The organism is Huijunlia imazamoxiresistens, from assembly GCF_037132455.1.
GTDB lineage: Bacteria > Bacteroidota > Bacteroidia > Chitinophagales > Chitinophagaceae > Flavisolibacter > Flavisolibacter imazamoxiresistens.
In genome coordinates this window covers 1-580 of record NZ_JBBBEI010000113.1, presented here as the reverse complement: position 1 = coordinate 580, position 580 = coordinate 1, and the positions used below count along the sequence as shown (strand labels likewise).

Here is a 580-nt window from a genome sequence, read left to right as displayed (position 1 = left end):
TCACTGCTTCCGGGAGGGAACAAGGAGTAAGAATAAGCATCGCTCCGGCCATTACTGCCCAATAATCATGCTATACCTCCGGCGGCAACCGGCGAACGGCACAGGCTGTAAAAGGAACGGTCAGCTTTGGGCTTTGAGCGGCAGGGCACCCTTTAACGGATCAAAAAAGCGGCGGACCGGCAGCAAAATATCCATATTCCTATAGGGTGACAGCTCAATGACAAGTTCTTGCCCTGTAAGGGCATAGTAGAGGTTTTGCAGCTGGTGCACATACACCGGTTGCAAAGGAAGTTTACAATCGTTGAGGAACCAGCCCCCGTCCTGGTTGTACCGTAACACCTGCGGTTCTTCGCGGTCGTTCCCCTGAAGGTTCTTATACCACCCGCCGGAACCAGGGCGAAAGCCGCAGATTTCCAGGAGTGGCGGGGTAAGATTTATGGGAAAACAATAGTTAGCCCAGGTAAAATAATATTCATCAATGGCGATCGGCATATATTCAAAGAAAGCTTTGCCGTTGGCATCCCTTCCGGTGACTTTTATTACCCAATTCCCCACACGCACATCTTTCGGATCTAACATA

At 50.5% G+C, this 580-nt stretch carries 1 protein-coding gene; it reads right to left on the bottom strand.

The features are described from left to right. Positions 1-120: 120 nt before the first annotated feature. Positions 121-580: hypothetical protein (locus tag V9K67_RS27110; protein WP_336728277.1), on the bottom strand; the 460-nt coding region annotated here is incomplete at its 5' end.